Here is a 12987-nt window from a genome sequence, read left to right as displayed (position 1 = left end):
GAGGGACCGATGGAGAGCGACCGTACGGCCGAGCTGACGTTCGGCGGGACCGCGACGACCCTGCTCCGCCTCGGGCCGTTCACGCTGCTCACCGACCCGAACTTCCTGCACCGGGGCCAGCGGGCGTACCTCGGATACGGACTCTGGAGCAAGCGACGGACCGAGCCCGCCCTGCTGCCCGCGGACCTCCCGGCGTGCGACGCCGTCCTGCTCTCGCACCTGCACGGCGACCACTTCGACCGCGTCGCGAAGCGCGAACTGGACCACCAGTTACCAGTGCTGACCACCCGTCAGGCGGCGAAGCGGTTGCACCGGTGGGGCTTCGGTGCCGCCGACGGGCTGGAGCCCTGGGCGAAGCGCACGCTGGCCCGGGACGGCGAGCAGCTGACCGTCACCGCGGTCCCCGGCACGCACGGCCCGGGCCCGATGGGCGCGATCCTGCCACCGGTCCAGGGCCACGTCCTCGAACTGGGGGCCGGCAGCGACCGACTCCGCGTCTACGTCACCGGCGACGTGCTCTTCCGCCCGCAGTTGCGCGAGGTCGTCGAGCGCTGCGGACGCCTGGACACCATGGTGATTCACCTCGGCGGGACCCGGGTGCTCGGCATCCTCGTCACGATGGACGCCCGGCAGGGGACAGATCTCGTCGAGCTCCTGGAGCCCACCGTCACCGTCCCGATCCACTACGACGACTACGGCGTCTTCCACTCGCCGTTGTCGGAGTTCCTCGCGCAGATGCAGATGCGGCGACCCCACTCCGAGATCCGGGTCGTCCGCCGGGGTGACGCCGTCCCGCTGGACCCGGGTCAGTCGGCGCGCACTTCGAGCGCGCCGGGGAGTTGCTGAGCCGCGCAGTAGGCGTGGTGGAGGAAGTCCGCGCCCGCAGCGGCGGCGAGCGTGCTCGCGACCAGTCGCGTCGGGCCCGGGGCGAGGACGAGCCCCACGGCCAGCCCCGTCGCGATCCACTGCCCCAGGCAGAACGGGCAGGACACCAGCTCCCCGACGGTGTGCCGCGCCCCCTCGCCGCGCGGAGCGTCGTTGACCTCGTTGGCCTCGCCCGGCCCGGAGCGCCGCGTGAACGGCGCGCGCAGCGGAGCGGTCACCTTGTCCTTCGTCAGCAGGCGCGCGCCCTTGTAGGTGGCCAGTGCCAGTCGCGCCGTGTCCCAGGCCGAGATGCTCGGCACCGTCGCGCCGCGCCGGCGCGCGACCAGGGCGGCGACGGCGACCAGCCCGCTGTACGCGGTCATCGTCGCGAGGTGCGCACCCTCGTCGGCCTCCGAGCCGTATTCCTGACGGACCGTCCGATCCAGGACTTCGCCGACGCTCACAGGCGGCCCGCGATCTTCCGCAGCGCGCGACGGCCGACGAGAGCGGCGAGCACCCACGGTCCCGCGACGATCAGCGGGTCCATCCAGTGGTGGTTCACGTCCGCGCGGCCACGGCCGCGGCGGGAGCCCAGGCCGTCGTGGGTGAACTCGGCGCGGACGCCGGTCTGCGTCACCGGGTTGTCCGGTCGGGTGGTCGCGAACGAGCGCAGGTGGCTCTCGACGGCGTCGACGCGGTCGGCGGCGAGCAGCACCAACCAGTGCGCGGCACGGCCTTCGCTCCAGCGTCGGTAGGCGAGCTTGCGCATCGCGCCGGACAGGCCGCGCGGCGGGCAGGACGTCCCGAAGACCGGCGGCAGCATCAGGTGCTCGATCGACCGCTCGCGCGGCCACACCTCCGGCTGCCGGTCGGGGAAGTGCCAGTGGGCGCCGGTCTCGATCTCGGGCACCTCCCGGCGGCTGCCGGACGGGCGGTCGGCGGGGTTCAGATCCGCGCCCCAGCCGGGGATGCGCGCCCGCAGTTCGTCGGCGCTCGCAGCGGTCTGCGGCTTCTCCGCGGTGTAGGTCACGACTTTCCTCTCACGCGGCGGACGGGACGACGATCGGCTTGATGCAGTTGTCGAGCTTCGCGGAGAAGATGTGGTAGCCCTCCGCGACCTCGTCGAGCGGGATCCGGTGCGTGACGATGTCGCTCGGTTTGAAGTACCCGTTCCGGATGTGCTCGAGCAGCCGTGGCCACTGCCGCTTCACCGGGCACTGGTTCATCCGCAGCGTCAGGCCTTTGTTCAGGGCGTCACCGAACTTCACGGCGCTGAACATCGGCCCGTAGGCGCCGACGACCGAGACCGTCCCGCCCTTCCGGACCGAGTCGATCGCCCAGTTCAGCGCGATCGGCGAACCACCCTGCAGCTTGAGCTTCGCGGACGTGACGTGCATCAGCAGGTTGCCGTCGGCCTCCGCGCCGACGGCGTCGATGCAGACGTCCGCCCCGAGACCGCCGGTCTCGCGTTTCATCGTCACGACGATGTCGTCGTGGGAGACGAAGTTGAACGTCTCGGCGTGCGCGAAGGCGCGCGCCTTCTCCAGCCGGTAGTCGAGGTGGTCGATGACGATCACGCGACCCGCGCCCATCAGCCACGCCGACCGCGCGGCGAACAGCCCGACCGGGCCGGCCCCGAACACCACGACGACGTCTCCCTCGGCGATGTCGCCGAGTTGCGCACCGAAGTAGCCCGTGGGCAGCGCGTCGGTCAGCATCACCGCGTCGTCGTCGTCGAGCCAGTCGGGAATGACCATCGGCCCGACGTCCGCGAAGGGCACGCGCACCAGCTCCGCCTGCCCGCCGTCGTAGCCACCGCAGGTGTGGGAGTAGCCGTAGATCCCGCCGACCGCCGTCGCGTTCGGGTTCACGTTGTGACAGTTCGAGTACAGCCCGCGGGCGCAGAAGAAGCACGACCCGCAGAAGACGTTGAACGGCACCATGACCCGGTCACCCACGCGCAGGTTCTCGACCGAGGATCCGACCTGGTCGACCACCCCGATGAACTCGTGACCGAACGTGTGCCCGACCCGGGTGTCCGGCATCATCCCGTGATACAGGTGCAGGTCCGAGCCGCAGATCGCGGCTCGCGTCACACGCACGATCGCGTCGTTCGGGTGCTCGATCGTCGGTTCCGGCTTCTCCTCGACGCGGACCTTGTACGGCCCGCGGTAGACCATCGCCTTCACCACGTCCCCCTAGGAGCCCGAGCCGGGCTCGGCCATCTTGCTGTGGACCTTCGCCTTGATCTGATCAGGCAACACTTTGTTGGCCGCCTCGGAGAATCGCGTCTTCAGCGACCCGCCGACGAGGCGCCGCTCGCCGGACATCAGCGCCGCGAACGCCTGCTCCGCGACCTGAGCCGGGTCGTCCTTCTTGCCGGTGCCGACGCGGGTGTCGAGCATGTCCGCGCGCCGGAAGAAGTCGGTGTCGGTCGGGCCCGGCATCAGCGAGGTGACGACGACCTCGGTGTCCGCGAGCTCCTCCGACAGCGCCTCCGCGAACGACTGCAGGAACGACTTCGAGGCGTTGTAGGTCGCCTGATAGGTCCCCGGCATCGTCGACGCGATCGAGGTCCGACACCGGCGTTCAACGCCGCGATCTCCAGCGGACGGCCGTCACGCATCGTCTCGGTGTGAAGTCGGATCACGGCTTGCGGATCGCGCAGGTCGGCCAGGACCGTCCGCACCTGCGCGCCCTCGGCACGCAGGCGCGCGCCGGCCGCCTCCAGCCGCGCCCCGTCCTCGGAGTTGATGACGAGGTCGTAGCCGTGGGCGGCGCACTGCACCGCGAACTCGAGCCCGATCCCGCTCGACGCCCCGGTGACGAGCGCCAGCGGGCGAGGGCTCGTCACGAGCGAACCGAGCGCTCGAGCGCGGTGAGGTGCGTCCGCGCCGCGCTCAGCACGGTGGTGCGCTTGCCGTTCTCGGTCTCGAAGTCCAGCACCGTCCGGACCTCCTCCGGCGCGGTCAGCTCGCGGATCGCGGTGACCGCGTCCTTGGCCGAGAGCGCGTCGTAGGCGCGGATCGGGAGCTCGGAGGGGAGGGTGACGGCGACGTCGAGGTCCACCGCCGGCTCGGCCAGCGGCACCGGTTCGATGACGACCTCGGGTTCACGCTCGGTGCCTTCGGGCCCACGCGTCGCCGTCGGTCGGGTCGGCACGGCGACCGGACGCGCGCGCTCGGCGGCGGGCGCGTCGCCGGGGAAGGCATCGAGATCGGCGGTCCCGCTCGGCTCGGCGCGGTGCACCTTGCGGTAGACGACCGCTGCGGCACCGGCGAGCACCGGCCAGGTCAGGCGAGTGGCCAGCTTCCGTCCCGTCCGGAGAGCGGTGAAGGGAAGGGCGAGCACCGAGCGAGTCATGACGGGTCCTCCGGGTCGTGAAGTGTTGACCCTGTGCTGCCCCTCAGACCGGGGCCCATTCACCGGGTTCGGGTCGGCGAGATCACCCGTCAGACGCGGAGCGTGAACCAGACCGCCTTGCCGTCGCCGTCGTCCTCGTGGCCCCAGGCGTCGCTGACCAGGTCGACGAGCATCAGCCCACGTCCGCCCTCGGCGTCGGGGTCGGCGTCGCGGGGCTCGGGAACGCGGCGTTCCGAGTCACGCACCCGGATCTGCAGCCGGTCCTCGCCGGCGCAGCGCACCTGCAGCTCGATCGGCGGCGCGCCGTGCCGGACCGCGTTCGTGACCAACTCGGAGACGAGCAGCTGCGCCTCTTCGATCACCGCCGCCTCGTGACTCCCGCAGCAGGACTCGGCGAGAAACTCCCGCGCGACCCGCGGCGCGGTGGCGTCCGCCGGCAGCACGATCTGGCGAGGACTCATCGTGCACGGCACTGGGGACCTCCTACTCCGGGATTGCGGCGGAGCTACCCGGGCCCGAGCCTGGGCGAAACCTGGCCGGGATGAGGCGCAGAGAACGCCGGATCGCAGGTTTGACCTCACCGAGCGCCCGTGCCGCCGATGTCCGTTTTCGCGCGGTCCGGGCGGGTACCACTGCGGTACCTGGGGGCGGCCGAGGAGAGAGCAGAGCGGCGGACGTCAGACACCCCGAGTGCCGGGCGCACGCCACGTTCGGCCGCCCTCAGGACCAGATGGGGCACTCCCGGGAAACCGTTGCCGTGACCGGAATCTCCGCGTCACCCGTGCGTGATCGCGAAGGCCACGGGAACACTCTCGTCAGTGGCCCGCCCGGGCCCGTGGTACGGAGGTTCTCTCGTGATCGGTTTCATCGTCGCCGGACTCGTGATCGGTGCGCTTGCGCGCCTGCTCAAGCCCGGGAAGCAGAACCTCGGACTGCTCGCGACCTTGGGTCTCGGCCTGGTGGGTTCGATCATCGGAGGTTCGGTCGCCGCCGCGATCGGCACCGGTGACATCTGGGAGCTCGACATGCTCGGCTTCATCGTTGCCGTGGTGGCCGCCATCGCCCTCATCGGTGTCGCCGAGGCCATTGCTCCCAAGCGCAAGGATCTCGCACATCGCTGATCGAGTACGGCACCACCGCAAACCGTTCCACGAGGACGCCGCCCACGCCATGGGCGGCGTCCTTCGTCGTGTTCGGGGGGTTGTGTCCGGGGCGTGCGGCCGGGATTGTGCCGAGGGCACAGGAATCGGGGACGATTCGCGGCCGTGCTCCGTTGCCCTGGTGCCGGATTCCGCAGCACGATGACGGCAGAGCCCACACCCGTCCCGGCCGACGAAGGACGCATCATGACCGTGACCGCGCCACCCGCCCGTCTGATCTCCGACCGCCTGGCCCACTGGGCCTCCGAGCTGCCGGACACCCCGGCGTTGCGCTATCAGGGCACGGACCTGACGTGGAGCCAGTGGAACGAGCGGTGCGAGCGCCTCGCGGGCGCGCTCCGCTCCCTCGGGGTGGGCCGCGGGTCGGTCGTCGCGACCTATGACAAGAACTCCCCCGCGTGCCTGGACCTGACGCTGACCGCGAGCGGGATCGGCGCCGCGCACGCGATCCCGAACTGGCGGCTCTCGGCCGAGGAGGTCGCGTACGTCCTCAACGACTCCGGGGCCGAGGTCGTCTTCGTCGGCGCCGAGTTTATGAAGACGTTCGAGTCGATCCGCGACCAGCTGCCGGCCGTCCGCGAGGTGGTCGTCCTCGGGTCCGACGGCGACTTCGAGGACCAGTTCGACGCACTGCTCGCCGCCGCGACCCCCGCGCCCGTCGCCGGCGCCGAGCCGACCGACACCGCGCTGATCCTCTACACCTCGGGGACCACCGGTTTCCCGAAGGGCGCGATGATCACGCACGCGAACATGGTCGCGCACTCCGAGGCACTGTCGGACTACTTCCAAATCGGCCACGAGCACCGCTACCTGCTGGCGATGCCGATGTTCCACGTCGGCGGGACGAGCCCGGGCATCGGCTGCGTCTACGTCGGCGCCCCGATCACCATCACCCGCGAGGCGACGCCCGAGCACCTCATGGGCGGCCTGCCCGGCGCGACGCACGCGTTCTTCGTCCCGGCGATCTTCGCGGCACTGCTGCAAGCCGGTGAGGTCGGCGCGAAGGCGCTCTCGCAACTGCAGCTCCTCTGCTACGGCGCGGCTCCGATGCCGGCGCCGGTCCTGCGCGCGTCCCTCGCCACGTGGCCGAACGCGCGCTTCCTCCAGGTCTACGGGATGACCGAACTCTCCGGCGCCGTCGTCGCCCTCGACGACGCGGCCCACCGCGACCCCGCCCACCCCGAGCGCCAGGCCGCGGCCGGCGTCCCCATGCGGGGCACCGAGATCCAGGTCGTCGACCCGACCACGCTCGAGCCCGTCCCCGCGAACACTCCGGGCGAGGTGTGGGTCCGCGGCGGCACGGTCATGGCCGGCTATCTGAACAAGCCCGAGGCGACCGCCGAGACGATCCGCCCCGACGGCTGGCTCCGCACCGGCGACGTCGGCCACCTCGACGACGACGGCTTCCTGTTCATCTCCGACCGCGTGAAGGACATGATCATCACCGGCGGCGAGAACGTGTACTGCCCCGAGGTCGAGCGCGTCCTCGCCGAGTACCCCGACGTTCTCGAGGCCGCCGTCATCGGCATCCCCGACGACCAGTGGGGTGAGTCGGTCAAGGCCGTCGTCGTCCCGAAACCGGGCTCGACCGTCGACCCCGACGCCGTCATCTCCTACGCCCGCGAGCGCCTCGCCCACTTCAAGGCACCCCGGACCGTCGACGTCGTTTCCGAACTCCCCCGCAACGGCGCGGGCAAGATCCTCAAGACCGTCCTCCGCAAGCCCTACTGGGAGGGCCGCGACCGCCAGGTCTGACGCCGCCGCCCCGCACCCCTTGTCAAGAAAGGGTGACACCCCTTACTGCGCAGTAAGGGGTGTCACCCTTTCTTGACGACGGATAAGGGGTCAGCGGGCGACGGCGGCGACGGGGGCCGGGGCGGCGGCGGGGATCGGGGACCCGCAGTCGGCGCAGTGGAGGATCCCGACGTCCCCGGCGACGGCGACGGCGAGGCCGGCGGTGCCCGCGGGGACCCCGGTCGGAACCGCAGGGATCGCCTCGGCCGCGTCCGGGCCGTCGGCGGCGGCGTCCGTCCCGGGGAGCACCGGGTGGTTCGGGAGGTACCGGAGCGCGAGGAAGAGCCCGGCGACGCAGACGCACGCCGCGACCCAGCACCCGAACTCCATCGCATCGGTGAAGGACTGCTGGGCGGCGAGGGCAATGCCGCCGTCCCCGGTCTGGGCGGCGACGGCGAGGGCGGCGCCGACGGAGTCCCGCGCCGGCTCCAGCAGGGCGGGGTTGGTGATCTCGTCGGCGAGGGCCTCGCGGTAGACCGAGAGCGAGACGCTGCCGATGACCGCGACGCCGAGGGTGCCGCCGAGCTCGCGGGTCGCGTCGTTGACGGCGGACCCGATGCCGGCCTTCGCGGCCGGGACGACGCCCATGATCGCCTCGGTCGCGGGGGCGCTGGTCAGGCCCATGCCGAGGCCGATGGTCATCATCTGGCCGGCGATCGTCGGGTAGGTCGTCGTGCTGTCGCACGTGGAGACCCAGTAGAAGCCGGCGACGAGGAACACCAGGCCGCTGCAGACCACGACCTTGGTGCCGACGCGGACCGCCAGCGGCACCCCGAGCAGCGAGCCGCCGGCGACGGCGATCGCGACCGGCGTCTGCCGGAGACCCGCCTCGAGCACGCCCCAGCCGAGGACGAACTGCGAGAACTGCGTGATCAGGAAGACGAAGCCGAACAGCGCGAAGAACGAGAGCGTGACCGCACCGGAGGCCGCGGTGAAGCGCAGGTTCCGGAACAGGCGGACGTCGAGCATCGGCTGCGGGACGTGGGCCTCCCACAGCCCGAACGCGAACAGCAGGCAGGCGGCGGCGCCGAAGTCACCGAGGCTGGCCGGCGATCCCCAGCCGCGCTCGGGGGCCTGGATGATCGCGTAGACCAGCGTCCCGAGCGCCGCGGTCGACAGGACGAGACCGACGTAGTCGAGCCGGGGCACCTCGGGGTCACGGCTGGTCGGGACGAACGGGATCGCCAACCCCAGCGTGAGCACCCCGACGCCGGCGCAGAACAAGAACGCGGCGCCCCACTCGGACGCCTCGACCATCGCGCCACCGATGATCGGCCCCACCGCGACCGACGCCCCGGTGGCCGCGCCCCAGATCCCGATGGCCTTCGCGCGCTCGACCCGGTCGGGGAAGACGTTGGAGATGATCGACAACGTCGTCGGGAACACGACGGCGGCGCCGACACCGGCGACGGCCCGCCACAGGATCAGCATCTCCGGGTTCGGCGCGAACGCGGACAGCGTCGACGCGGCGATGTAGATGACCAGGCCGGTCATCAGCGCGCCCTTGCGGCCGAAGCGGTCCGACAGCGACCCCGCCGCCAGGACGAGCGCCGCGAAGACGAGGTTGAAGGCGTCGACGATCCAGAGCAGGTCCTTGGTCGACGCCTGGAGGTCGCGGTTCAGCGTCGGCAGCAGGATGTTCACGATCATCGTCGCGACCATCACGCAGAAGACCGCGAGGCACAGGACCGCGAGCGTGAGCCAGCGGTTGACCACCCGCTGCTGCATGCGCGTCACCGTTCGCCGGAATCGTCCGTTGTGGAACGTAGTTCCACAGTTGGCCAGGGGTCAACCAAACGGCTGCCTGCATACCGTCGGTGCTACGTTGATGACAACGGTTCCCATTTTCGACTGCGCGTGAGGGGTGAGCGGGCTGATCTCCACCGACGCCGACCTCTCGCGGGTCATCAACTTCGACGACTACGGCGCGTTGTTCGAGCTGGCGCGCAACTCGCTCATCGCCGGGATCGCGGTCGCACTGATCGCCGGGCTGATGTCGCCGTTCGTCATGAACCGGGAGCTGCCGTTCGCGGTCCACGGGATCAGCGAGCTGTCCTTCGCCGGCGCCGCCGGCGCGCTGCTGCTCGGCACCAGCGTCGTGATGGGCTCGGTGGTCGGGTCGCTGCTCGCGGCTCTGCTCATCGGGCTGCTCGGCACCCGCGCGCGCGACCGGAACTCCCTCGTCGGCGTCCTCATGCCGTTCGGGCTCGGGCTCGGCGTCCTGTTCCTCGCGCTCTACGAGGGCCGCGCCGCCAACAAGTTCGGCCTGCTGACGGGTCAGATCATCGCCGTCGACGACACCAAGCTCGGCGCGCTGCTGACGATCTGCGTGATCGTCGCCGCGGTCATGGCGGCGATCTGGCGCCCCCTCACCTTTGCCAGCGTCGACCCGGACGTCGCGGTCGCGCGTGGCATCAACGTCCGCCTGCTCTCGATCGTGTTCATGCTGCTGCTCGGCCTGACGATCGCCGCCGCGATCCAGATCATCGGCGCCCTGCTCGTCCTGGCGCTGCTGTGCACGCCGGCTGCGGCGGCCATGCAGGTGAGCGCCTCCGCCCGCACGATCACCCTGCTCTCGGTGACGTTCGCCACGGTCTCGATGGCCGGCGGGATCCTGCTCGCCCTCGGCAGCGAGGTGCCGATCAGCCCGTACGTGACAACGTTGTCGTTCGCGATCTGGGGGGTCTGCCGGGTCCTCGGGGCCCGCCGAACCCGACGCGGCTGGGCGCCCCGCCCGACGGCGTCGATTGCCCCGGCGGCCGTCGGCACCTAAGGTGCTTATCGATAACGGTTCTCATTTCCAATTCGCCCTGAAGGTAGGTTCTGTGCGCCGGGTTGCCCTCGCCACCGGGCTGACCGCCCTGCTCGCCCTCACCGGGTGCGCGGACGACTCCGACTCCCTGCGACCGGCGAGCCCGTCGGCCGCGACCGACGCCACCCCCGCCGCCAACTCCACCGGCGACCGCGTCCAGGTCGTGACGTCGATCGACGTCTACGCCGACATCGCCCGCACGATCGGCGGCGATGCGGTCGAGGTCCGGTCCCTGCTCGCCTCCGACAGCGGCGCCGACCCCCACAGCTACGAGGCCACCGCCCGCGACCAGCTCGCGGTGCGGGACGCCGACCTCGTCATCGCCAACGGCGGCCACTACGACGAGTTCCTCACCCGCGCCCTCTCCGCCGCCGGCGGGGACCGGGCCGTGATCACCGTCGTCCCCTCCGAAGCAGACGAGCACGCGGACGAGACTCCCGAGGAACACGCCGAGCACACCGACGAGAGCGACGACCACGAGGGCGAGACCCCCGAGGAGCACGCCGAGCACGCCGGCGAGGGCGCCGAGCACGAGGGCGCCGAGCACGAGGACGAGGGTCACGACGAGGGCCACGACCACGGCCGGGACGGGAACGAGCACGTCTGGTACGACCTGCAGCTGATGGGGACCCTCGCGGGCCGGATCGCGGAGGAGCTCGCCCAGCTGCACCCCGCCGACCGGGACGGGTTCACGGCCCGGGCGACCGAGTTCGAGAACGGCATCGCGGAGCTGAGGCAGCGTCAGGAGTCCATGTTCTCCGTGCACGACGGCACTCCCGTGGCCGTCACGGAGCCGCTGCCACTGTTCCTGCTCACCGACTGCGGCCTCGTCGACAGGACCCCGCCCGCGTTCAGCCAGGCGATCGAGGAGGGCACCGACGTCCCCGTGCGCGTCCTGCAGGACACGCTGAACCTGTTCTCGGACGGCGCCGTCGAGCTCCTCGTCTACAACGAGCAGACGACCGGCCCGCAGACCGAACGGATCCGCTCGGCCGCCGAGGACGCGGACATCCCCGTCGTCGCGATGTCCGAGACCCTCCCGACGGGTCAGGACTTCCTGAGCTGGATGCGCACCAACCTCGACGCGCTTGAGGGAGCCCTCGCGTGACGATCCCGGCTCCGGTGCTGCCGTGGTCCCTTAATGTCGACCCGGTGACGTCGGTCCTCTCCCTGCGGGACGCCTCGCTGCACTTCGGCGACCGACACCTGTGGGAACACCTCGACCTCGAGCTGGCGCCGGGTGAGTTTCTCGCCGTGCTCGGGCCCAACGGCGCGGGCAAGACCAGCCTGCTGCGCGTCGTCCTCGGGCTGACGCCCCTGACCGCCGGCTCGGTGATGATCGCGGGGGAGCCGGTCCGGCGCGGGCACCGGCTCGTGGGCTACGTCCCCCAGCAGCACGCCCTGAGCGCGGCCTCCGGGCTGCGGCCGCGGGACCTGGTGCGCCTCGGGATCGACGGTCACCGCTGGGGCTTCGGCGGCGCGGCGCGGACGCGGGCGCGCGTCGACGAGCTGCTCGCGGCCGTCGGCGCCACCAGCTACGCGGACGCCCCGCTCGGCCTGCTCTCGGGCGGCGAGCAGCAGCGCGTGCGCATCGCCCAGGCGCTCGCCACGGACCCGCAGCTGCTGCTCTGCGACGAGCCGCTGCTCTCGCTCGACATCGCCCACCAGCGGGGCGTCGTGGCGCTCCTGGACGCGCGCCGGCGGCAGCACGGCACCGCGGTCGTGATGGTGACCCACGAGATCAACCCGATCCTGCCGTACGTCGACCGGGTTTTGTTTGTGGCTCCGCACGGTGTTCGATTGGGTACTCCGGGTGAGATCCTTACCTCCGTTGTGTTGACAGAGCTCTACCGAACGCCGGTGGAGGTCGTTCGCACGGCGCACGGGATCGCCATCCTCGGGCTGCACACCCTGCCCGAGCACTGACACCCGGAACCTGTCCGACCGACTCACGACTGCACGGGGGAGGCCATGGGCCACGGACACGGCCATGGGCACGGCCACGGACACGGACACGGGCACGGGCCCCGTCCCGACGACCCCGTCGGCGGCGCGCGCTACGCGCGCCGGCTGACGATCGCGTTCACCGTCGCGCTCACGTACTTCGTCGTCGAGGCCGTCTTCGCGATGCTGACCGGCTCGCTGACGCTGACCGCCGACGCCGGCCACATGCTCACCGACACCGTCGGGCTCGGGTTGGCCCTCGGCGCGATCTCCGTCGCGTCCCGCGGCCGCCGCTCCCCGCACCACACCTTCGGCCTGTACCGGCTCGAGGTGCTCGCGGCGCTGGCCAACGCGGCGCTGCTGCTGGCCGTCGGGATCTACGTCCTGTGGAGCGCGTTCAGCCGCCTCGACGACCCGCCGCACCTGCCGACGCACCAGCTGATGTTGGTCGCAGCGATCGGGCTGGCGGCGAATCTGGGCTGCTTCCTGCTGCTGCGGGAGGGCGCGCAGGAGAACATCAACATGCGCGGCGCGTACCTGGAGGTCGTCGCCGACGCGATCGGCTCGGTCGCGGTCCTGCTGGCCGCGGTGCTGATCCTCACCACCGGCTGGGCCTGGGTCGACCCCGCCTTCGCCGTCGCCCTCGCGGTCTTCATCATCCCGCGCACCCTGCGGCTCGCGGCCCACGCGCTGCGCGTCCTGCTGCAGATCGCGCCGCGCGAGGTGGACCTCCAGCAGGTGGAGGCCGACCTCGCAGCCCTCGACGGGGTCACGGGCGTCGACGACCTCCACGTCTGGACGCTCAGCTCCGGCATGCACGTCGCGACCGCGCACCTGCGCGTCCGGTCCGACGCCCCGCCGGACCTGCTCGAGTCCGCGCAGACCCTGCTCACCGAACGCCACGGCCTCGGGCACGCGACGCTCCAGCTCGACACAAGCACCCGGCGCGCCACCCCCGCCCCGTGGTGCGCGGGCCGCCGCATCCCGGAGCAGCAGTCCCGGACCTCCGCCACCACCCGGCCCCCGCGCGGCCGGCACCGGCGGTACTGA

13 protein-coding genes and 1 pseudogene are annotated in these 12987 nt (G+C 71.5%); 7 read left to right on the top strand and 7 right to left on the bottom strand.

The features are described 5' to 3' along the window. The first annotated feature begins 9 nt into the window (after positions 1-9). The gene (locus SPOPO_RS0111675) at positions 10-846 is read left to right on the top strand and encodes an MBL fold metallo-hydrolase (protein ID WP_019874961.1); all 837 of its coding nucleotides are present in this window, start codon (positions 10-12) and stop codon (positions 844-846) included. Here the strand turns inward: SPOPO_RS0111675 and SPOPO_RS0111670 are convergent. The 6 genes and pseudogenes from SPOPO_RS0111670 to SPOPO_RS0111645 all read right to left on the bottom strand — a co-directional run bounded on the left by SPOPO_RS0111670 (position 807) and on the right by SPOPO_RS0111645 (position 4688). Further along, positions 807-1328, bottom strand: coding sequence for a DUF1360 domain-containing protein (locus SPOPO_RS0111670; protein WP_019874960.1), 522 nt, complete (start codon positions 1326-1328; stop codon positions 807-809). The genes SPOPO_RS0111675 and SPOPO_RS0111670 overlap by 40 nt on opposite strands. Beyond that, positions 1325-1894: a hypothetical protein gene (locus tag SPOPO_RS0111665; RefSeq protein ID WP_019874959.1), complete on the bottom strand. Its 570-nt coding sequence runs from the start codon at positions 1892-1894 to the stop codon at positions 1325-1327. Before SPOPO_RS0111665 ends, SPOPO_RS0111670 begins: the two co-directional genes overlap by 4 nt. 10 nt (positions 1895-1904) lie before the next feature. Next, complete coding sequence (locus tag SPOPO_RS0111660) at positions 1905-3053, bottom strand: alcohol dehydrogenase catalytic domain-containing protein (protein ID WP_028984708.1); 1149 nt, start codon at positions 3051-3053, stop codon at positions 1905-1907. Positions 3054-3062: 9 nt separating this feature from the next. Next, a pseudogene (locus SPOPO_RS35640) lies at positions 3063-3718 on the bottom strand (SDR family NAD(P)-dependent oxidoreductase). Continuing rightward, positions 3715-4227 carry a hypothetical protein gene (locus SPOPO_RS0111650; protein WP_019874956.1) on the bottom strand — a complete coding sequence of 171 codons (513 nt, stop codon included), beginning with the start codon at positions 4225-4227 and terminating at the stop codon, positions 3715-3717. Before SPOPO_RS0111650 ends, SPOPO_RS35640 begins: the two are co-directional and overlap by 4 nt. A gap of 89 nt (positions 4228-4316) precedes the next feature. Next, on the bottom strand, positions 4317-4688 hold the full coding sequence (locus tag SPOPO_RS0111645; RefSeq protein ID WP_156869817.1) for an ATP-binding protein: 372 nt from the start codon (positions 4686-4688) through the stop codon (positions 4317-4319). 393 nt (positions 4689-5081) lie between these two features. Between SPOPO_RS0111645 and SPOPO_RS0111640 the strand changes: the two genes are divergently transcribed. Together SPOPO_RS0111640 and SPOPO_RS0111635 are read left to right on the top strand one after the other, a co-directional pair. Continuing rightward, complete coding sequence (locus SPOPO_RS0111640; RefSeq protein ID WP_019874954.1) at positions 5082-5348, top strand: GlsB/YeaQ/YmgE family stress response membrane protein; 267 nt, start codon at positions 5082-5084, stop codon at positions 5346-5348. A 225-nt stretch (positions 5349-5573) separates the two neighbouring features. Beyond that, on the top strand, positions 5574-7142 hold the full coding sequence (locus tag SPOPO_RS0111635; RefSeq protein ID WP_019874953.1) for a long-chain-fatty-acid--CoA ligase: 1569 nt from the start codon (positions 5574-5576) through the stop codon (positions 7140-7142). 90 nt (positions 7143-7232) lie between these two features. Here the strand turns inward: SPOPO_RS0111635 and SPOPO_RS29125 are convergent, their stop codons facing one another. After that, positions 7233-8909: an MFS transporter gene (locus SPOPO_RS29125; protein ID WP_019874952.1), complete on the bottom strand. Its 1677-nt coding sequence runs from the start codon at positions 8907-8909 to the stop codon at positions 7233-7235. A 136-nt stretch (positions 8910-9045) separates the two neighbouring features. Here SPOPO_RS29125 and SPOPO_RS0111625 point away from each other — a divergent pair, with 136 nt between their 5' ends. Genes SPOPO_RS0111625 through SPOPO_RS0111610 form a run of 4 tightly spaced genes read left to right on the top strand, consistent with a single transcriptional unit; the run spans position 9046 to position 12987 of the window. Continuing rightward, a complete protein-coding gene (locus tag SPOPO_RS0111625) occupies positions 9046-9954 on the top strand; it encodes a metal ABC transporter permease (protein ID WP_019874951.1) in 909 nt (302 codons plus the stop codon). A 52-nt stretch (positions 9955-10006) separates the two neighbouring features. Beyond that, positions 10007-11101, top strand: coding sequence for a metal ABC transporter solute-binding protein, Zn/Mn family (locus SPOPO_RS0111620; RefSeq protein ID WP_019874950.1), 1095 nt, complete (start codon positions 10007-10009; stop codon positions 11099-11101). Further along, positions 11098-11919: a metal ABC transporter ATP-binding protein gene (locus SPOPO_RS0111615; RefSeq protein WP_019874949.1), complete on the top strand. Its 822-nt coding sequence runs from the start codon at positions 11098-11100 to the stop codon at positions 11917-11919. The genes SPOPO_RS0111620 and SPOPO_RS0111615 overlap by 4 nt, the downstream gene beginning before the upstream one ends. 45 nt (positions 11920-11964) lie before the next feature. Beyond that, entirely contained in the window at positions 11965-12987 is a 1023-nt protein-coding gene (locus tag SPOPO_RS0111610) for a cation diffusion facilitator family transporter (protein ID WP_019874948.1), read from the top strand.

Origin of the sequence: Sporichthya polymorpha DSM 43042, from assembly GCF_000384115.1 — a bacterium.
Classification (GTDB): Bacteria; Actinomycetota; Actinomycetes; order Sporichthyales; family Sporichthyaceae; genus Sporichthya; species Sporichthya polymorpha.
Note: the sequence above shows the minus strand (reverse complement) of the source record. Positions and strands in the feature narration are given on the sequence as shown.

Coding starts and splice junctions, on each gene's coding strand:
- SPOPO_RS0111675 (WP_019874961.1), top strand. CDS start 10: ATGGAGAGCGACCGTACGGCCGAGCTGACGTTCGGCGGGACCGCGACG.
- SPOPO_RS0111650 (WP_019874956.1), bottom strand. CDS start 4,227: ATGACTCGCTCGGTGCTCGCCCTTCCCTTCACCGCTCTCCGGACGGGA.
- SPOPO_RS0111645 (WP_156869817.1), bottom strand. CDS start 4,688: ATGAGTCCTCGCCAGATCGTGCTGCCGGCGGACGCCACCGCGCCGCGG.
- SPOPO_RS0111635 (WP_019874953.1), top strand. CDS start 5,574: ATGACCGTGACCGCGCCACCCGCCCGTCTGATCTCCGACCGCCTGGCC.
- SPOPO_RS29125 (WP_019874952.1), bottom strand. CDS start 8,909: ATGCAGCAGCGGGTGGTCAACCGCTGGCTCACGCTCGCGGTCCTGTGC.
- SPOPO_RS0111610 (WP_019874948.1), top strand. CDS start 11,965: ATGGGCCACGGACACGGCCATGGGCACGGCCACGGACACGGACACGGG.